This window comes from Enterococcus sp. DIV1444a, assembly GCF_051712125.1.
GTDB lineage: Bacteria > Bacillota > Bacilli > Lactobacillales > Enterococcaceae > Enterococcus > Enterococcus faecalis.
Map to the genome: position 1 here is coordinate 1,656,329 of NZ_JBIOOG010000001.1, position 17,719 is coordinate 1,674,047.

At 39.6% G+C, this 17,719-nt stretch carries 20 protein-coding genes; 5 read left to right on the forward strand and 15 right to left on the reverse strand.

Annotated features, from left to right (window positions below; genetic code table 11):
• Positions 1-213: 213 nt before the first annotated feature.
• From hpf to IGI87_RS08110, 3 genes are all read right to left on the reverse strand, one after another.
• Entirely contained in the window at positions 214-765 is a 552-nt protein-coding gene (hpf, locus tag IGI87_RS08100) for a ribosome hibernation-promoting factor, HPF/YfiA family (protein WP_002357293.1), read from the reverse strand.
• Between the two features lie 138 nt (positions 766-903).
• Positions 904-1,590, reverse strand: a complete 687-nt coding sequence (locus IGI87_RS08105; RefSeq protein ID WP_104854019.1) for a ComF family protein — start codon at positions 1,588-1,590, stop codon at positions 904-906.
• Positions 1,580-2,896 (reverse strand): DEAD/DEAH box helicase, encoded by a 1,317-nt coding sequence (locus IGI87_RS08110; protein ID WP_104854020.1) that lies wholly within the window; start codon positions 2,894-2,896, stop codon positions 1,580-1,582. The genes IGI87_RS08105 and IGI87_RS08110 overlap by 11 nt, the downstream gene beginning before the upstream one ends.
• Positions 2,897-3,168: 272 nt before the next feature.
• Here IGI87_RS08110 and IGI87_RS08115 point away from each other — a divergent pair, with 272 nt between their 5' ends.
• Complete coding sequence (locus tag IGI87_RS08115; protein WP_104854021.1) at positions 3,169-3,885, forward strand: AAA family ATPase; 717 nt, start codon at positions 3,169-3,171, stop codon at positions 3,883-3,885.
• A 324-nt stretch (positions 3,886-4,209) separates the two neighbouring features.
• Here IGI87_RS08115 and IGI87_RS08120 read toward each other — a convergent pair whose 3' ends face one another.
• A complete protein-coding gene (locus IGI87_RS08120) occupies positions 4,210-4,545 on the reverse strand; it encodes a PTS sugar transporter subunit IIB (protein WP_002360150.1) in 336 nt (111 codons plus the stop codon).
• A gap of 120 nt (positions 4,546-4,665) precedes the next feature.
• Positions 4,666-4,953, reverse strand: a complete 288-nt coding sequence (locus IGI87_RS08125; protein ID WP_002357286.1) for a DUF7662 domain-containing protein — start codon at positions 4,951-4,953, stop codon at positions 4,666-4,668.
• Between the two features lie 141 nt (positions 4,954-5,094).
• Between IGI87_RS08125 and IGI87_RS08130 the strand changes: the two genes are divergently transcribed.
• The 4 genes from IGI87_RS08130 to IGI87_RS08145 all read left to right on the forward strand — a co-directional run bounded on the left by IGI87_RS08130 (position 5,095) and on the right by IGI87_RS08145 (position 7,496).
• The gene (locus IGI87_RS08130) at positions 5,095-5,757 is read left to right on the forward strand and encodes a YigZ family protein (RefSeq protein ID WP_438736598.1); all 663 of its coding nucleotides are present in this window, start codon (positions 5,095-5,097) and stop codon (positions 5,755-5,757) included.
• On the forward strand, positions 5,747-5,980 hold the full coding sequence (locus tag IGI87_RS08135; protein ID WP_002357284.1) for a DUF2829 domain-containing protein: 234 nt from the start codon (positions 5,747-5,749) through the stop codon (positions 5,978-5,980). The genes IGI87_RS08130 and IGI87_RS08135 overlap by 11 nt, the downstream gene beginning before the upstream one ends.
• Positions 5,981-6,043: 63 nt before the next feature.
• Positions 6,044-6,829, forward strand: a complete 786-nt coding sequence (locus tag IGI87_RS08140) for a 3-oxoacyl-ACP reductase (protein ID WP_317095229.1) — start codon at positions 6,044-6,046, stop codon at positions 6,827-6,829.
• A gap of 145 nt (positions 6,830-6,974) precedes the next feature.
• Positions 6,975-7,496, forward strand: a complete 522-nt coding sequence (locus tag IGI87_RS08145; protein WP_438736599.1) for a QueT transporter family protein — start codon at positions 6,975-6,977, stop codon at positions 7,494-7,496.
• A 39-nt stretch (positions 7,497-7,535) separates the two neighbouring features.
• Here IGI87_RS08145 and IGI87_RS08150 read toward each other — a convergent pair whose 3' ends face one another.
• From IGI87_RS08150 to purS, 10 genes are all read right to left on the reverse strand, one after another.
• Positions 7,536-8,270: a TIM44-like domain-containing protein gene (locus tag IGI87_RS08150; RefSeq protein ID WP_438736601.1), complete on the reverse strand. Its 735-nt coding sequence runs from the start codon at positions 8,268-8,270 to the stop codon at positions 7,536-7,538.
• A 20-nt stretch (positions 8,271-8,290) separates the two neighbouring features.
• On the reverse strand, positions 8,291-8,620 hold the full coding sequence (locus IGI87_RS08155) for a DUF1648 domain-containing protein (RefSeq protein ID WP_104854025.1): 330 nt from the start codon (positions 8,618-8,620) through the stop codon (positions 8,291-8,293).
• A gap of 124 nt (positions 8,621-8,744) precedes the next feature.
• Entirely contained in the window at positions 8,745-9,992 is a 1,248-nt protein-coding gene (gene purD / locus IGI87_RS08160; protein WP_438736603.1) for a phosphoribosylamine--glycine ligase, read from the reverse strand.
• A gap of 18 nt (positions 9,993-10,010) precedes the next feature.
• Positions 10,011-11,597 carry a bifunctional phosphoribosylaminoimidazolecarboxamide formyltransferase/IMP cyclohydrolase gene (gene purH / locus IGI87_RS08165; protein ID WP_438736605.1) on the reverse strand — a complete coding sequence of 529 codons (1,587 nt, stop codon included), beginning with the start codon at positions 11,595-11,597 and terminating at the stop codon, positions 10,011-10,013.
• Positions 11,549-12,121, reverse strand: coding sequence for a phosphoribosylglycinamide formyltransferase (gene purN, locus IGI87_RS08170; protein ID WP_280210661.1), 573 nt, complete (start codon positions 12,119-12,121; stop codon positions 11,549-11,551). Before purN ends, purH begins: the two co-directional genes overlap by 49 nt.
• Complete coding sequence (gene purM / locus IGI87_RS08175) at positions 12,118-13,149, reverse strand: phosphoribosylformylglycinamidine cyclo-ligase (RefSeq protein WP_438736608.1); 1,032 nt, start codon at positions 13,147-13,149, stop codon at positions 12,118-12,120. Before purM ends, purN begins: the two co-directional genes overlap by 4 nt.
• A gap of 1 nt (position 13,150) precedes the next feature.
• Complete coding sequence (gene purF, locus IGI87_RS08180; RefSeq protein WP_438736610.1) at positions 13,151-14,590, reverse strand: amidophosphoribosyltransferase; 1,440 nt, start codon at positions 14,588-14,590, stop codon at positions 13,151-13,153.
• Positions 14,566-16,785 carry a phosphoribosylformylglycinamidine synthase subunit PurL gene (gene purL, locus IGI87_RS08185; protein WP_438736612.1) on the reverse strand — a complete coding sequence of 740 codons (2,220 nt, stop codon included), beginning with the start codon at positions 16,783-16,785 and terminating at the stop codon, positions 14,566-14,568. The genes purF and purL overlap by 25 nt, the downstream gene beginning before the upstream one ends.
• Positions 16,782-17,456 (reverse strand): phosphoribosylformylglycinamidine synthase subunit PurQ, encoded by a 675-nt coding sequence (gene purQ, locus IGI87_RS08190; RefSeq protein ID WP_002408883.1) that lies wholly within the window; start codon positions 17,454-17,456, stop codon positions 16,782-16,784. Before purQ ends, purL begins: the two co-directional genes overlap by 4 nt.
• Positions 17,457-17,708 (reverse strand): phosphoribosylformylglycinamidine synthase subunit PurS, encoded by a 252-nt coding sequence (purS, locus tag IGI87_RS08195; RefSeq protein WP_002357271.1) that lies wholly within the window; start codon positions 17,706-17,708, stop codon positions 17,457-17,459.
• Positions 17,709-17,719 lie beyond the last annotated feature (11 nt).

The window sequence follows — 17,719 nt, forward strand, 5'->3', positions numbered from 1 at the left end:
TCCTTTTTGTACAAGAAGCACAATCTATCCGTTTTATTTTATCATTACTTGACGAGAAAGAAAACCATTTCTCTCTATTTTGCAGACATTTTCCTTTAAAAGAGGTACTTTTAAAGTTATTTTATGTATTTCTTTATTTTTTCTTTCTTGCGTACTTTAAAGATGTTTAAAGAGCTGAAATGCACAAAGGCATTTCAGCTCTTATTTTAAGCTTTAGTCTGTTTCAATCAAGCCATATTTGCCATCTTTACGACGGTAAACAATGCTTGTTCCATTTGTTTCAGCATCTTCAAAAATGAAGAAGTTGTGTCCTAACATGTTCATTTGTAAAACAGCTTCTTCACTGTCCATCGGTTTTAATGATAGACGTTTTGTACGAACGATGTCTAATTCTGAAGGTGTTTCTTCTGTTTCTTCACCAACTAAGAAGACAGCGGCTTTTGTATTGTTACGTCCTGTTTCACGAGATTTTCTGTTGATTTTTGTTTTAAATTTACGAATTTGTCGTTCTAATTTATCGACAACCAAATCAATACTTGCGTATAAATCAGGTGACGTTTCTTCAGCTCGTAAAACTAGATAAGGAAGAGGAATAGTAACCTCGACTTTGGCTGTTTTTTCAGTGTACACTTTCAAATTCACGTGAACCGTTGCTTCAGGTGAATCGCTGAAATATCTTTCTAATTTACCGACTTTTTTCTCAACATAGTCTCGAATCGCTTCGGTTACCTCGATATTTTCTCCACGTACATTATATCTAAACATAACAATTACCCCTTTCATCTACCAGTAAAGAAAAGATTAAAGGACCACTCTTTAATTCCCTTCTTCTTAATTTCATTATATCGAATAATCTGGGTTTTGCCAACAAAATAGTCATCAATTTTATGAATTCTTTTCTTTTTACCGCGCGAGAGTAAACGTATTCAAACTTTTAGGATAACAGTTATTGATAACAGCAGCTGCGTGAAAAAGAGTTCGTCCAGTGGTATAGATGTCATCCACCAAAATAACAGAACAATTTTTTAATTTTTCTTGATTTTCTTTTTGGATCGCGAATGGTTGTTGCAACCGCATCCTTTCCTTTCTGGTTTTCTTAGATTGCGGAATATTTTCCTCTTTTCTGATTAAAAAAGGTGTGTATAGAACATCAGCCGCTTCTAGCAAGCCAATTACTTGATTAAAGCCTCGTTCTTGCATTCTTTTTTCGGATAAGGGCACCGGAATAATATAGTCCGCAGAATGTTGCTGAAAGTAAAAATTTATTTCCTCATTAAAACACGTTCTTAAGCGATAGTCTCCTTGAAATTTATAGCGTTCCATCCACTCTTGCATTTCTTCATCATAATGAAACAACGCTGCATTATGAAAAGAATACTCTGGATAAAGTAGCTGCCACCTTTGACAATCAAAACAATAATGCTCTCGGCTGACTCGACTGCAGCCAAAACAAGTGCCTGTCATTGGCAGTTTCTGGAACTTTGCTTGGCATTGCTGGCAAAGTGAAGGACTCGCCCATGTTTTAAAACGTAAGAGCATTTTTAATGTTATCTCCAAACGAATGGGCTCTGCGCAATTTTTACAATCCATCTAACATCCCTCGTTTGCTAGCCAAGCGATTCATTTGCTTGATTTGCCGAATCGCCTCTTTCATATCTCTTGTTTCTCCATCATGTAAAAATAAAACTTCACCGTAATTGAATTCTTGCCTTCGATCGACTCGACCCGCGATTTGGACAAGTGTCGAAGAAGTGAAGACACGATGATTGGCACCATAAACAATAACTGAGACTGCATCAAAAGTCACACCACGTTCTAAAATGGTTGTAGTGATCAAAATATCCGTTTTCTGCTGACGCATTGCTTGAACTTTTTCCAGGCGAAGCTCATCACTACCATAAACGGCAACAACTTCTTTGTCGGAAAATCGCTTAGCTATTAATGCATGTAATTGGTGAATTAATGAAATGCTTGGGCAAAATAGTAAAACTGAATTACGCGCCAATAAACGTCTCACATGATGTGCAATGAGTTTAATATTTTTGGTAGAAATACGTTGCCACGACTGAACCCAAAATCGACGTGGCACAGGTAATGGCCTACGATGATATCTTGCTGGCAAAATACTGGCTGCTAATTTTTTTTGCTGTAAAAGCTTCCGCAATTCTTTCGTAGGGGTTGCTGTTAAGTACACCAAACTACTTCTTTTTTTTCGTGCGTTACGCACCCCATAATAAAGATGCTCGTTATTAACAAAAGGAAAAGAGTCTACTTCATCAACGATGAGTAAATCAAATGCCTGATGAAATTTCAATAATTGATGTGTGGTGCAAATCACTAATTTCGTATAACGATACGCTTCTTGACTGTTTCCATGAAGTAAAGCAATCGCTTCATGAGGAAAAACCGCTTGGATTCTGGGATACAGTTCTAAGCAAACATCGACACGCGGCGAAGCCAACGCAATCCGTCCCCCTTCTTGTAAGGTTTGGTGCAAAACAGCAAATAACATTTCCGTCTTGCCTGCACCCGTAACTGCCCACACTAACCGATTCTCTCTTACTTTTGCTGTCTCACAAAGTTCAACTGAGATTGCTTGTTGTCCCTTTGTTAATTGTCCAGACCACTCAAAAAAGACAGTTCTTGGGCTATTGGGCCTTTCTGGTAAATGACAAAATTTTTGACAAGAAGTCACACGTCCTAATTGAATGCAAGCATGACAGTAGTAAACATTTGTCGCCAGTCTATTTTCTTTTTTGGATACGACTTCCCCGCACCGCTGACATTGAATGGTTAGGGGTGAACGCTCTAACATGGTTGGTAAATAAACCAGTTTTGTCTGTATTGAACGTTCTGTTTCTTCAAGAATTATTTTACGACCATGTAAATCTTCCATGTTAACCACCTCATTTATAAAATACGCATTTCTCTAACTTTTTTGCGAAAAAGGAAATCTCCAACCGCTATCTTTCTATTCTTATCTAGTTGTGACCTACTAAACGAACTCTTGATACGCTTTATTGTTTACACCATTTTTCTACTCTCGACTTGCCTATATGCAGATTTTTGATAAACAAATTTATCTACCTTTAAAGAAAAATTAATGTTAAAGTATATCTAGTACTCTAAGCTTTAATTTGAAAAGACTAGAAAGGAGTAAGTTTTATCATGGAAAACATTTTTTTAAAAAGACTAGAACTCAAAGCTTTTGAAGAAGATTCTGTTTTTTCAAAAATTGAAGGGCTGAATAAATTTAATTCACTAAATTTAAAAAAACCTATTACTTTTTTTTCAGGTGAAAATGGAACTGGAAAATCCACTTTACTAGAAGCAATCGCAGTCAATTGGGGATTTAATCCTGAAGGCGGTAGTATTAATTTTAATTTCTCTACAAACGATACTCACTTGGATTTACAGAATTATTTAACTGTTGGGAAAAGTGTAAAGCGTGCTACGGATGGTTTCTTTTTAAGAGCTGAAAGTTTCTACAATGTTGCTACATATGCAGAAAATATAGACTTAGATTTTTCTGAATACGGCGATAAATCCTTACATCATCAATCACACGGCGAAAGTTTTTTGAATCTGGTGAACCATCGGTTTAGAGGGAATGGTCTGTACCTATTAGATGAACCTGAAGCGGCTCTCTCACCTCAACGCCAGCTAGCTTTAATGGTCTCTATAAAAAAACTAATTGATGAGGGATCTCAGTTCATTATTGTCTCTCATTCACCTATATTACTTGCAATGCCTGACTCACAAATTATTTCTTTTGATAAAGATAGACCTTTGGAAATCTCGTATGAAGAAAGTATGCCTTATGAAATAACCTCATTATTTTTAAACAACAAAAACAGAATTCTCTCTCATTTATTTGCTGAATAAGTCTGTTAATTGCTTGTATCATACTATAATGACTGGTATATAAAAATATTGTTAATCATTCTTTGAATGACTACTTTCAGACTACGGAAAAGTGCGTTCAATATTCAGAAAATAGATTGTTAAGTATGTTTTTTTCTTAGTATCCAGATTAAAGTAAAAAATTAAAGCCAGTTGTCTTTCTCTAGCTCACAGGGCTAATTTCGGTTCTATAATTTATGGAACTGATGAACCAAAATGGATTCTTCAGCCCAATTCTAATTAACTAAAGTCATAAAAAAGACAAGTTGCTTTTTCGAAGATTCTTCGAAAAAACAACTTGTCTTTTTACTCTTTTTTATCTGCTTGTGCTAACAAACCCAAGGCTTGTTCCAAAACTTTTTCCCCGTTCATTAAGCCGTAATCTGACATGCTAATGACATCTGTTGGGATACCTTTTGGTGATAGACGCTTTTCAAAATCACTCTTCATATAACGAACTTGTGGACCTAACAATAACACATCGACTGGATTATTTTCTAAATTCGTTTCTGCTTCCGATGCAGAAGCCGCAAATATATGGGCATCTAACCCTTGATTAAATGCTGCTTTTTGCATTTTTGTAACAAGCAAACTAGTACTCATTCCTGCGGAGCAAACTAACATAATTGTTTTTTTTGACATTTTAACAGCCCCTTTTACCATTGCCTTTTTCAATTTTCAACATTGTCTATTAAAAATATTATAGTGTAAAGTTAATTTTTGTCAATCATTCTTGTTTTTTAAAGCGGATACAATCTTGATTTAAACGTACCATGCTGACTTCAGCAATTTATTAAATACCACATATTCTTTTTCCAAATTCACTTGAACTACTTGGTAACTCGCATTCAACCAACCATAAGCGCCCTTTTCTGGATGCTTATAATCGTTCGCCCACCAATCGACATCTGTCTTAGCAGTTTTCGGTAAACCAGAATGAGGGAATAACAATTCATCAAACTGGGTAAAGGTCAAGGTAACTTGGGAACCGCCATTCGTTTTCAAATAATGAGTAATTGTATCATATTTTTTCTGTCGTGTATGTACCATTTTCCAGCGCCTCCCTTTTCTCTATCATACCTTATTATAACGTTTTTTTCCAAAAATCTCACAAAAAAGATGAGATAAAAAGTTGCTATTCAGTTGATTCTTTTTTATACTGACTTTATTACGAGAGAAAAGGATGCCCATATGTTAGAAAGCTATATTACAGTCAAACAAGATGGTTTCAGCGAGATTGAAATCAAGAAATCGCGGTTTATCTGTTCTGTAAAGCGCGTAACATCAGAAGAAGAAGCAAAAGCCTTTATCGCTGCAATAAAAAAAGAGCATTGGAAAGCCAATCATAATTGTAGTGCCTTTGTGATCGGCGAAAACAATGACATTCAGCGGAGCAGCGATGACGGCGAACCTAGTGGCACTGCTGGTGTTCCAATGCTGGAAGTCTTAAAGAAAAAAGAGTTAATCAACGTAGTGGCTGTTGTCACTCGTTATTTTGGCGGAATAAAATTAGGCGCTGGTGGTTTAATCCGAGCATATAGTCATGCTCTTTCCCACACTTTAGATGAAATTGGTTTAGTCATTGGCAAATTGCAACAAGAACTATTGATTACGATCGCCTATCCTTTATTGGGAAAAGCCCAAGCCTTTTTAGAACATAGTCCCTACACGCTTAAAGAAACTATTTACACAGAGTCTATTCAGTTAATTTGTTTAGTAGATGAACAAGCAACAGAAACATTTATAGCTGAAATGACGGATCTACTTAACGGTCAGTTGACAATTGAAAAAGGCGCAACAAGCTATCACGAACTACCATTTAACGAAAAAGGAGCACAATCAAATGACATTTGAAGAAGTATTGCCACAGATTAAAGCAGGAAAAAAAGCCGTACGTAAAGGCTGGAGCGGTTTTGAACTTTTTATTGAATTACGTGATGAAATTGGCACCTCCGAAGGTGAATTTTTACAAGTTACCCCGTATTTTTTAATCAAAACTTCTGATGAAGGCTACAGCATGTTTTCACCAACACCTTGTGATGTCTTAGCAGAAGATTGGGTGATTGTTGAAGCATAACTACACACATAAGGTCTGGCAGATTACGGCGATTGCTCGTTCTTCCAGACCTTAATTTTATAAATGTTTAAAGGAGTTTTTCTTATGCCAAAAGAATTTGAAACAAAACGGGTGCTTGTAACCGGTGCAGCTTCAGGGATTGGCCAAGCACAAGCAATTGCCTTTGCTGAGCAAGGTGCTGAAGTTATTGGCATCGACCTAGACGAAACGGGGTTAAAGCAGACAGCCGCACTGGTTAATCCAGATTCTACTAAGCCATTTACTTATTTTGTCGGTGATGTGTCTTCTCCCGCATTTGTGCAAGCCACGATGAAACAAATTGTGAAAAACAACGGCCAAATTGATATTTTATTAAATACGGCAGGTATTTTAGATGATTATCGTCCTTCTCTAGAAACTTCGGAAGCTTTATGGGATCAAATTTTAGCAACCAATTTAAAAAGTGTTTTTTTAGTGACCAATGCTCTATTACCTTATTTCCTCCAACAAAAAAAAGGAGTAATCGTTAATATGGCATCTATCGCTGGCTTAGTAGCTGGGGGCGGCGGCGCAGCGTACACTGCCTCCAAACACGCAATCATCGGGTATACAAAACAACTTTCCTACGATTATGCCAAATTAGGCATCCGAGCAAATGCGATTGCGCCAGGTGCCATCCAAACACCCATGAACGCAGCTGATTTTGCAGGAGAAGGTGAAATGGCTACTTGGGTAGCAAGTGAAACACCTGCGGGCCGTTGGGCACAACCACAAGAAGTAGCAAAACTTTCATTATTTCTAGCTAGTGATGGCGCTGATTATATCCACGGCACAGTTATGACCATTGATGGTGGTTGGACCATGAAATAAAAAGACTTTACAGATTGTCTGTTCTTCAGTAACATGTAACACAGTGAGGCAACTCACACCATAACACTTCAGTTGGCTTTACTGCCCTTCCTTTGGTTATGGTTATCACTAAAACACGTCGTTGTTTTATAAAGGAGAATCTTAAATGAATCATTCATCAAATCCACAAACCAGTACGTGGTCAGCTACGGCTTTGGCTAAAATGGCGCTGGTTACCGCTTTGTATGTCGTTGTCACTGTACTTCTCGCTCCGCTTAGTTTTGGTCCGATACAGCTTCGTCTTGCCGAATTATTTAATTATTTAGGCGTTTTTAACAAGCGATATATCTGGTCCATTACGTTAGGTGTTGCGATTGCCAACACCGCTTCGCCTCTTGGTATCATCGATATAGTCATCGGAAGCACTGGCACGTGCGCAGTCTTATGGATTGCCTATTTGGCGACAAAAAATCAGCAAAATTTGTTGATTAAACTGATGCTGACGGCCATTATTTTTGCTTTGTCCATGTTCACTGTCGCCGGACCCTTAACGTTCTTTTACCAGTTGCCTTTTTGGTACACTTGGTTAACCGTTGGCCTTGGTGAACTTCTTTCAATGACAGTCGGCGGTATCCTGATTTACGTGTTAAATAAAAAAATACAGCTTGTAAAACGCATCGAAGAATAAAAAAGCGCTTGGGGTTTAAACCCCAAGCGCTTTTTAGCGCTATCCTTTAGGTTGAATGAAGTCTGCTTGCCATTTCCCAAGAGAAGGATTGTAATCAAAATACCAAAGTTGTGAAAAGTATTGTTTTTGATGCTTGTATCCCGATAAAACACGACCGCTTTGAGCATCTTCCTCGTAGTCAATACAAGAAAAATGAATCATCAGTGAAAAACTGGTTTCACTAATATGATGATAATTCGAAGCTGGCGCTACTTTCACTTTTTTCACATGATTTCTGATGCCCGCTTGTTGATTTGCTTGTAATACTGCAAGATGTTTTTGATAAAGTTTTTCTGTATAGTTATCTTTGACTGCAGACAAGTTTTCTTGATCCCACGCTTGCTGTATTTCTAAAAACGTTTGTTGTATTTCTTTTAAGAATGCCTTTTTTTCTTTTGATGTTCCGGGTAAGGCCGCCCACATTTCTTGAAAAGCACCTTCATCGACTGGTTGATTTCTACGACGTCTTTGCCAAATCACCGCGCCCCCAAAAAGGACAAAAAACGCTGTTGAAATTAAGCCTTCCAGCGGCGTTGTGTTGCTGGACCCGGTCTCATGATGATGAACATAACTCCTTGATCCATTACCGCCTGACGAAAAACCATTCGAGGGATTGCCACCGCTAGGACTTTCTACACGACCACCGCCATAGCCACCAGCTACAGCCGCCGCTTGATTCGGCCATAAAAAAAAGACCATGACACATCCCACAAAAACCAAAATTAACTTTCTCATTTTCTCACCTTTCGATCCCTTCAAACCAACAAATTAATAAATAGACGCAGAATACTAAACAAAGCGCCAAGATTAACAATGATTAAAAACACCTTTAGCCATCTACCGTATGGTTGTGCTGATTGATAACTTCGTTGATAAATGCTTAAGCCAAACAGGACTACTGGCCACATAAATATACTAGATCTTGGGCCAAACGAATTACCCTCGCCCCAAAAATTCACATGAATGGGCACATGAGCTGGTAAATCAGGATAAACCACCGCACTTAATAACAGTAAACTGACTGCCAAGACACTTGTAACAATAAACAACCCCTGACTAATTTTTTCAATCTGCTTCTCTCTCATTATCTTAGCTTTCTCCTCTAGTTTAATGATAAATATACTATCAGTTTATGCCTCCCTATTTGAATTTGCAATAAAAAAAAGACAAGGAAACATTCGATTAAATGTCCTTGCCTGTTTAAAAATGTTAAACCAAGCCTTTCAGGCCTATATCTTTTCGAAAATACATTCCAGGAAATGAGTAATTATCCAATGTCTGATAAACTTTTTTACGCGCTTCTGCAAGAGTCGAAGCAGTCGCTTCTACTAAAAAGATTCGTCCGCCAGCCGAAACCAGAGACTGCTCTAAACGGGCTACTCCTGCATAATAGATGGTTTCACCAGACATTTTTGGCAATGGCAGGCTTGTCTTGTATTGATTAGGATAACCTTCTGCTGCTACAACAACACCAATACTCGCTAACTCATTCCATTCAATCGTTGGTTGCTCTTTCGTCAACAATGAAGAAATTATTTCTGAAAGGGGACTCTCTAAGCGGGCCAACACAACTTGTGTTTCTGGATCCCCAAATCGAGCATTAAATTCAATAACCTTGGGGCCAGTTGCTGTTTGGATTAGACCAGCATATAAAATCCCTTGAAACGGACGTTTTTCATTCACCATTCCTTTAGCAGTCGGTTTCAGGACTTGGCTAATGGCTTGCTGAACCGCTTCTTCTGGGATCTGAGGCACTGGTGTGTAAGCGCCCATTCCCCCTGTATTCGGCCCAATATCCCCATCGAAAATCCGCTTATGATCTTGAGCAACCACCATAGGATATACCTTCTCATTAGAAACAAAGGCCATTAAGGAAAATTCTTCTCCTTGCAAAAACTCTTCGATTACGACCGTTTGACCGCTTGCTCCAAATTGTTGGTCCTCCATCATCGCAACTAGCGTTCGTTTTGCGGCTGCTTTTGTTTCAGCAACCACTACTCCTTTTCCAGCTGCCAAACCATCTGCTTTAATAACAATTGGTACTTCTTGCTGTTCAATATATTCTAAGGCAGGTGCCAAACATTGAAAGACCCGATAATCCGCCGTCGGAATCTGGTATTTACGCATAAAATCTTTCGCAAAACTTTTTGAACCTTCAATTATTGCAGCTGCTTTTGTCGGCCCAAAAATCAGTAATCCCGCTTCTTGAAAGGCATCTACAATCCCTTCAATTAATGGCGTTTCCGGGCCGACGAATGTCCAATCAATCTGATTATCCTTCGCAAATTGAATTAATTCCGTTTGCTGCTCTTCATTGATAGGTACAGTCCGAATATTATCACCATTCATACCAGGGTTACCTGGTGCACAATAAACAGTCTTGACTTTGTCTTCTTGCTGTAATTTTTTGGCGATTGCGTGTTCACGTCCACCACGCCCAATCACTAATATGTTCATCGGTTTCTCCTTTAAATATTAATGTTTGAAATGACGAGTCCCAGTAAAAATCATCGCAATGCCATAATGATTGGCTAGATCGATGGATGCTTGGTCTTTAATGCTCCCGCCTGGCTGAATAATTGCTTGAATACCATGTTGTGCAGCATATTCCACGCTATCCGCCATGGGGAAAAAGGCATCACTTGCTAAGACGGCGCCCTGTAATTTTCCAGCTGCTTGGGCTTGATCAACTGCAATTTTTACTGAACCAATTCGATTCATTTGACCAGCGCCAATTCCCACAGTTTGGCTTTCATTGGCTAAAACAATAGCGTTTGATTTTACGTGCTTGACTGCTTTCCAAGCAAAGTTCAATGCGTCTCTTTCGGCTGGTGTGGGTTGTCGCTCTGTAACAACTTGCCATGCTTGTTCATTTTCAGCAACTGTATCTTGCTCTTGAATTAATAACCCACCCATAACAGAAACTAATTCCGCCGCTTTTTTTTCTTGAGCATGAAAATCTAACGTTAACAAACGAAGATTCTTTTTCTGAGACAACAGTGCCAGTGCTTCTGCCTCAAAACTAGGCGCAATAATTATCTCTAAGAAAATTTGATGCATTTCAGCCGCAGTGGCTTGGTCCACCGGACGATTCAAAACAACGATACCACCAAAAATTGAAACTGGGTCTGCTTCAAATGCCTGACGATAGGCCGCCAAAATCGTTTTTCCTGTTCCAATCCCACATGGGTTCATATGTTTAACAGCGACGACCGTAGGTTCTGTAAACTCGCTAGCAATCCGGAGCGCTGCATCAGCATCTCGAATATTGTTATATGAAAGTTCTTTGCCATGAAGTTGTCGAGCAGAAGCAATGGATAATGATACGGGTACAACGGATTGATAAAAGGTGGCCTGTTGATGGCTATTTTCGCCATAGCGTAATGTTTGCTTGCGTTCATAAGTGAGCGTCTGTTTCTCTGGTTCAGTTTCACCCACTTGCGTCGTTAAATAGTCAGCGATAAGCGCGTCATAAGCAGCGGTATGACGAAAGACTTTTGCTGCTAATCTTTTTCTAGTGGCTAACTGGCTAGTTCCAGCGCTGCTAATTTCACTTAATACCTGTTCATAATCACTAGGATCAACCACTGCTGTTACGTCTTGATAATTTTTTGCCGCCGAACGTAACATGCTAGGACCGCCAATATCAATCATTTCAATCGCTTCTGCTTCAGAGATCGCTGGTTTTAAAATTGTTTCTTTAAATGGATAAAGATTCACTACTACAAGGTCAATAAAGTGAATGCCTTGTTCAGTCAGTGCTTTTTGATGCGCTTGGTTTCCCCTTTTCGCCAAAAGTCCACCATGGATGTTCGGATGTAACGTTTTGACACGGCCATCTAACATTTCTGGAAAGCCAGTGATGTCGTCAATAGCAAGTGTCGGTACCCCCGCTTCTTCTAAGACAGTCCTTGTTCCCCCAGTGGAGATAATTTCAAAGCCATTTGCAACTAAGCCTGCTGCAAATGTTGTCACTCCTGTTTTATCTGAAACGCTAATCAATGCTCTTTTGGTCATTTCATTATCTCCTTTACAATTTGTGAAATTATTTTTGGGTACCATTCGTGCTCAAGAGCATGAATTTTCTCTGTTAATGTGTCCAATGTGTCTTCGGTGTCAATCTTGGTTGTTGTTTGGAAAATAATCGGTCCTGTATCAACCCCAGAGTCAACATAATGGATAGTGATTCCTGTTATTTTCACTCCATAATGAAATGCCTCTTCAATTCCGTGAAGACCTGGAAAACTAGGTAACAGAGAAGGATGAATATTCACGATTCTCTTTGGATAAGCCTCCAGTAAAGTCTTGCCGATAATTCTCAAATAACCAGCTAACACGATTAAATCGATCTGATGCTCTTTTAAATGTTTCAATACTTGTTCCTCATACTGCGCACGAGATGGAAAATCAGATGGTGAAAAGCAAACAACGGGAAGCTTGCGTTTTTGGGCGCGTGTCAATACGTATGCTTCAGGCTGGTCACAAAAGACTAAGCTCAACTGCCCTGCGATTTTTTTCTGGGAAAAAGCTGTAGCAATCGCCTCAAAATTGCTACCATTGCCAGAGGCAAAAACAGCTATCTTCATAAGGCTTCCTTAAAAATAACGGCTTTCGTTTCCCTAGGTACCAAACGACCAATTTCAAAAGCTTCTGGCAAAAGCTCCTGAACTTTTTCGACATGCTCTGGACTTACCGCTAAAATCATCCCTAGACCCATATTGAAAATTTCATACATTTCTTCAGGTGGAATTTCACCGTATTTTTGAATCAATTTAAAAATTGGTAGCACTGGCCAACTATTTAATTGAATCTCTGCAGCTAATGAGGAAGAAAACATTCTTGGTAGATTTTCTAAAAATCCGCCGCCAGTAATATGCGCAGCCCCATGCACGAGTCCTGCTTTTAACAATGGCAATAATTCCTTCACATAAATTTTTGTTGGTGTTAATAATTCTTCCCCTAACGTTTTGGGGGCCAATTCTGGAAACTCGTCCGTTGTTTTAAACGAATGTTTCTTAAAAAAAACATCTCTTACTAAAGAGTAACCATTAGAATGAAGACCACTTGAAGGAAGACCAATCAAGAAATCGCCTTCTTTTACATTACTTGGTGCCAAGAGTTGACTTTTCTCAGCAATACCCACGGCAAAACCAGCCACGTCATAAACATCTGCTTCATACATATCAGGCATTTCAGCTGTTTCGCCCCCAATTAAGGCTGCATTTGCCTCACAACAGCCAGCCGCAACACCCGCAACAATTGCTTCAACTTTAGCTGGATTAACGGTTCCTAACGCTAAATAATCTAAAAAATATAACGGTTCGGCTCCTTGTGCGACGACATCATTGACACACATTGCTACACAATCAATTCCGATTGTCTCGTGTTGCTGTTCTTCAATTGCTAAGAGTAACTTTGTACCTACGCCATCTGTTCCTGATACCAAAACTGGTTCTTTAAGCTTGTAACTACTTAAATCAAAACAACCGCCAAAACCACCAAGCATGCCCAACGTTCCCGTCCGTTGCGTTTTTTGGCTATGCTTTTGAATTCGTTCTACTACTTCGTATCCCGCCTCAACATTTACGCCAGCTTTTGAATAGGCATTTTCCATGTCAATTCCTCCTAGTTTCTTTTTTCAAGGATGCTTGATATTGTTCTTCATAATCATACAAAGGCGTTGGGTAGTCTCCATTAAAGTAAGCCATACACAACCCAGAATAAGGAGCATCATAATTTAATTGAATCCCATCAATCAGCCCTGCTTCACTCAAAAAAGCAAGCGAATCTGCGCCAATCTGCTCTTTGATCTCTTCAATTGAATAGTTTGCCGCAATTAGTTCGTCCCTAGTCTGTATATCAATGCCATAAAAACAGGGATATTTTAATGGTGGTGAAGCAATTCTGACATGAACTTCTTGCGCTTCTGCTTCTTTTAATAAATGAATAATACGCCGAATAGTGGTCCCACGAACGATCGAGTCATCAACTAAAATGACTTTTTTCCCTTTGACCACGCCACGAACTGCCGATAGTTTCATACGGACACCTTGTTCTCTTAATTCTTGTGTTGGCTGAATGAATGTTCGAGCGACATATTGATTTTTTACTAAACCTAGTTCGTAAGGAATCTTTGCTTCTTCTGCATAGCCGCTAGCTGCAGACAATGACGAGTTGGGCACTCCAATCACCATATCAGCTGCAACTGGACTTTCGATTGCCAAGTTCTTCCCCATTCTTTTACGTGCTGTATGCACATTAACTCCAGCAATATTTGAATCTGGTCGCGCAAAATAAATATATTCCATTGCGCAAATCGCTGGTTGGACTTCCGTAGTGAAAACCTCTATTTGCAAGCCTTCATCAGAAATGATGACTACTTCACCAGGTGCCACATCTTGAATAAAGCGAGCACCAACTGTTTCTAATGCACACGTTTCGGATGCCACAACATACGCGCCATTGTTCATTTGTCCGATGGAGAGAGGACGAAAGCCATTGGGATCGAGTGCAGCAATCATCATTGTTTCTGTTAGTAAAAGATAAGCAAAGCCCCCCTTAACCAAATTCAAGCTCTCTTTTAGTTTATCGAGAAACGAGGCAGCAGTGCTTTTTCGAATCAAGTGCATTAAAATTTCAGTGTCTGAATTGGAATGAAAAATTGCCCCCTCTGTTTCTAGTTGTTTTCGTAAACGCTTGGCATTTGTCAAATTGCCATTGTGCGCTAACCCAATTTGACTATCATAAAATTTAAACAAAAATGGCTGGATATTATCCACGCTACCCGTACCAGCTGTTGCATAGCGTACATGACCAATAGCCGCTGTTCCCTCTAACGCATTCAGTTGTTCTTGCTTTTGGAAGACTTCTGCTAATAAACCTAAATCACGGTGCCCATCTAATTTCCCAGAATTGTTCGCCACAATTCCCGCGCCTTCTTGGCCTCGATGCTGTAAGCTGTGTAAGCCAAAATAGGTCACTTGTGCCGCTTCTGGATGACCCCAAATACCAAAAATACCACACTCTTCATTTAAGCTTTTTGCTTCATAAGACATGGAATCGCATCCTCCCATAAGGCTTTGGCTTCTTTTGTTGAACAATTGATCACATCATCTAACGCATGAATGACCAAACCAGTTTCAGTCACTTTCCCAATGTGTTGGGCTTTTTTTCCAATAAGTGTTTCAAATGCTTCTTGATGCTGGGGACTAACTGAAAGAATAAAACGGGATTGCGTCTCCGCGAATAGATATTCTTTTTTTAATGGCAGTGTCACCTGTAACCCCAATTCGTTGGCAAAAGTCGATTCGGCTAAAGCAACGGCAACGCCGCCTTCAGCGCAATCATGGGCGCTAGCAACCAGGCCCGCTTGAATTGCTTTTAAAACTAACTCTTGGTTTGCTTTTTCCTCTTTTAAATCAAATGAGCGTAATTGCCCTTCAATTCGACCCAGTTGCATTATTTGAATTTCTGAGCCGTTAAAATCTGCGTGAGTTTCACCGATGAGATAAATTAAGTCATCAATTTGTTTAAACGCTTGTGTGGTAATATGTGATACATCTTCAATCACTCCCACCATGCCGATCATCGGTGTAGGATAAATGGCTTGACCATCTGTTTCATTGTAAAGAGAGACGTTCCCTGAAATCACGGGTGTTCCTAGTTGACGGCAGGCTGCGGCGATTCCATCCGCCGACGTCCATAATTCCCAAAAACTTTCTGGTTTATCTGGGGAACCATAATTCAAGCAATCAGTGATAGCCAAAGGTTGTGCCCCACTTGCGACAATATTACGAGCTGCTTCTGCAACCGCAATTTGCCCACCAATTTCAGGATTTAAATACAAATAACGGCTATTACAATCTGTCGTCATCGCTAAGGCTTTGTTGGTGCCCCGCACTCTTAAAACAGCTGCATCACTTCCTGGTTGCACCACTGTATTCGTTTGGACTTGACTATCATAGGTTTCGTAAACTGATTTTTTTGATGCAATCGTTGGCTGTTGCAATAGACGTTTTAATAATTCCGTACTATTCGCAATTTCTGGAATGAAGGGCGATAATTTTTTAAAAGCACGCATCCGTTCTGGTTCTTGATAAGCTTTCTGGTAGACAGGGGCTTCTTCTGCTAAAGCATCTACTGGTACATCTGCGACTATTTTGCCCCTGTGAAAGACACGATACTGTCCATCATCTGTTACGGATCCAATCGCTACCGCTTCTAAGTCATACGTTTGAAACAATTCACAAACTTGCTGTTCTGCTCCTTTTTCCACACAGATTAACATCCGTTCTTGAGACTCAGACAAGAGCATTTCATAGGGGCTCATCTGCGTCTCTCTCTGCGGAACTTTATCTAGCTCTAGAATCAAGCCTGAACCTGCTTTTGATGCCATTTCAGTACTTGAAGAAACCAAGCCAGCCGCCCCCATATCTTGGATGCCGATTAAAATATCTTGATGATTTTTGATTAAATCAAGACAAGCTTCCAATAATAATTTTTCCATAAACGGATCACCTACTTGTACCGCAGATCGTTGCTGTTCTTCACCTTCACTAAATTCTTCTGAAGCAAAGGTCGCACCATGAATTCCATCTCGTCCTGTTTTCGCACCTACGTAAAGAATGCTATTTCCGACGCCTTTTGCTTGGCCTTTTTGAATCTCATCATGACGAATCAATCCCACACACATAGCATTAACAAGTGGGTTTCCTTGATAACATGGCTCAAAAGCAATTTCGCCGCCAACGGTTGGAATACCAATACAATTTCCATAACCACTAATCCCCGCCACAACTTCTTGAAACAAATAACGTGTTCGTGCATCCGTCAGTTCGCCAAATCTTAACGAATCCAATAAAGCAATCGGCCGCGCCCCCATACTGAAAATATCGCGAATAATTCCACCAACGCCTGTAGCTGCTCCTTCGTAAGGTTCCACTGCAGAAGGATGATTATGACTCTCTGCTTTAAAAACAACAGCTAATCCGTCACCAATATCGACAATCCCAGCTCCTTCACCAGGACCTTGAAGCACTCGTGGCCCTTCCGTCGGAAACTTTTTTAAAACGGGCTTGGAATTTTTGTAAGAGCAATGTTCACTCCACATCACGGAGAATAAGCCAGTTTCTGTATAATTAGGTTCTCTTTGTAAAATGGTCTCAATCTGATGATATTCTTCATCTGTTAGTCCCCATTCTGCATACAACCGTGTCTCCTTGATTTCTTTTGGTGTTGGTTCATTCATCATTGGCTTAATTCCTTTCCAAAGTTTTTAATGATTGAAGCAAAAAAGCTGCGTCCATCTGTTGAACCTAACAATTCTTCCATCGCTCGTTCCGGATGAGGCATCATTCCTAGAACATTGCCCTGTTCATTACAAATACCAGCAATATTCGCAAGACTACCGTTCACCCTTTCTTGATACGTAAAAACAATTTGGTTCTTTTCTTTCAGCTCTTTCAACGTTTTTTCATCACAATAGTAATTCCCTTCGCCATGCGCTACTGGTAAATGTATCGAAACATTTTCAGGATACTCGCTTGTAAACTTTGTGTGCGTATTCACTTTCAATGGGACACTTTTACAAATAAAACGAAGCGAATCATTTCTTAACAACGTACCAGGAAGCAAGCCAATTTCTGTTAAAATTTGAAAGCCGTTACAAGTACCAAAAACCATTTTGCCTTCTGTAGCAAAGCGAATCACCTCATTGATAATTGGCGAAAACCGAGCAATTGCACCACAACGTAAGTAATCGCCATAAGAAAAACCACCAGGCAACAATACGCCATCAAATTTTGCTAAAGAAGTGGCATCGTGTCGGACAAATTCTGCATCGACGCCCATCACCTCTTTGACAGCCCACAATAAGTCTGCATCACAATTGGATCCTGGAAAAACAATCACTGCCAATTTCATTTAAATTTCCTCCAAAGATAAAATTTCAAAACGATAGGATTCCATATTTACATTGGCTAATAGTTGATCACAAATTTGTTCAATTTTCTCTTCAATTGCTTCTGTCTGCTGGACGTGCATTTCAAAATACTTACCGACACGGATTTCGGCTACTTCTGTAAAACCAAGCCGATGGACTGCTTCTTTAACCGCTTCACCTTGGGGATCCAAAATTGATTCTTTATACGTAACATAGACTTTGACAAAATACATACGCGCTTCCT

Coding starts and splice junctions, on each gene's coding strand:
- IGI87_RS08125 (WP_002357286.1), bottom strand. CDS start 4,953: ATGGTACATACACGACAGAAAAAATATGATACAATTACTCATTATTTG.
- purF (WP_438736610.1), bottom strand. CDS start 14,590: ATGTCTTATGAAGCAAAAAGCTTAAATGAAGAGTGTGGTATTTTTGGT.
- purS (WP_002357271.1), bottom strand. CDS start 17,708: ATGTATTTTGTCAAAGTCTATGTTACGTATAAAGAATCAATTTTGGAT.
- IGI87_RS08110 (WP_104854020.1), bottom strand. CDS start 2,896: ATGGAAGATTTACATGGTCGTAAAATAATTCTTGAAGAAACAGAACGT.
- IGI87_RS08135 (WP_002357284.1), top strand. CDS start 5,747: ATGACATTTGAAGAAGTATTGCCACAGATTAAAGCAGGAAAAAAAGCC.
- hpf (WP_002357293.1), bottom strand. CDS start 765: ATGTTTAGATATAATGTACGTGGAGAAAATATCGAGGTAACCGAAGCG.
- IGI87_RS08105 (WP_104854019.1), bottom strand. CDS start 1,590: ATGGATTGTAAAAATTGCGCAGAGCCCATTCGTTTGGAGATAACATTA.
- purN (WP_280210661.1), bottom strand. CDS start 12,121: ATGAAGATAGCTGTTTTTGCCTCTGGCAATGGTAGCAATTTTGAGGCG.
- purM (WP_438736608.1), bottom strand. CDS start 13,149: ATGGAAAATGCCTATTCAAAAGCTGGCGTAAATGTTGAGGCGGGATAC.
- IGI87_RS08140 (WP_317095229.1), top strand. CDS start 6,044: ATGTTTAAAGGAGTTTTTCTTATGCCAAAAGAATTTGAAACAAAACGG.
- IGI87_RS08155 (WP_104854025.1), bottom strand. CDS start 8,620: ATGAGAGAGAAGCAGATTGAAAAAATTAGTCAGGGGTTGTTTATTGTT.
- IGI87_RS08115 (WP_104854021.1), top strand. CDS start 3,169: ATGGAAAACATTTTTTTAAAAAGACTAGAACTCAAAGCTTTTGAAGAA.
- IGI87_RS08145 (WP_438736599.1), top strand. CDS start 6,975: ATGAATCATTCATCAAATCCACAAACCAGTACGTGGTCAGCTACGGCT.
- purL (WP_438736612.1), bottom strand. CDS start 16,785: ATGATGAATGAACCAACACCAAAAGAAATCAAGGAGACACGGTTGTAT.
- purD (WP_438736603.1), bottom strand. CDS start 9,992: ATGAACATATTAGTGATTGGGCGTGGTGGACGTGAACACGCAATCGCC.
- purH (WP_438736605.1), bottom strand. CDS start 11,597: ATGGTACCCAAAAATAATTTCACAAATTGTAAAGGAGATAATGAAATG.
- IGI87_RS08120 (WP_002360150.1), bottom strand. CDS start 4,545: ATGTCAAAAAAAACAATTATGTTAGTTTGCTCCGCAGGAATGAGTACT.
- purQ (WP_002408883.1), bottom strand. CDS start 17,456: ATGAAATTGGCAGTGATTGTTTTTCCAGGATCCAATTGTGATGCAGAC.
- IGI87_RS08130 (WP_438736598.1), top strand. CDS start 5,095: ATGTTAGAAAGCTATATTACAGTCAAACAAGATGGTTTCAGCGAGATT.
- IGI87_RS08150 (WP_438736601.1), bottom strand. CDS start 8,270: ATGAGAAAGTTAATTTTGGTTTTTGTGGGATGTGTCATGGTCTTTTTT.